1 protein-coding gene is annotated in these 312 nt (G+C 61.5%); it reads right to left on the bottom strand.

What is annotated here, in order from left to right:
* Positions 1 to 51 precede the first annotated feature (51 nt).
* On the bottom strand, positions 52 to 312 hold a 261-nt coding region (locus ACTJKJ_RS27315), incomplete at its 5' end, for an RHS repeat domain-containing protein (protein WP_440823330.1).

Raw genomic sequence — 312 nt, 5'->3', positions numbered from 1 at the left:
AGCCGCGAGTGCGCTCCGGCACTGCCAGTGCCATTTCTTGCCTTGCATGAATTACTCCCTACCTGTTGTTTGTTGTGCCCGGCCCAGCGCGTCGAAGACGCGGCTCATGGTCCGCTTGAGCGTGCCTTGCGGGTCTTTGGCGACTTCCGCGATCCGATTGCCGCTCTGGTCCAGCGTGTATTCGATGCGATTGCCTTGGCCATCGGCCACAGCGGTCAGGCGATGCGCGTCGTCGTATTCATAAGTCACGATCGCGCCATCGGGCTGGGTCGTCTTCTTGAGCAGCCCGGTGGGCCAGTACTCGTAGCTGGT

The sequence above is a fragment of the Roseateles sp. 22389 genome, from assembly GCF_052044995.1.
GTDB lineage: Bacteria > Pseudomonadota > Gammaproteobacteria > Burkholderiales > Burkholderiaceae_C > Roseateles.
The sequence above is the reverse complement of the archived record's forward strand: the minus strand, read 5'-3'. Positions and strand labels throughout refer to the sequence as shown.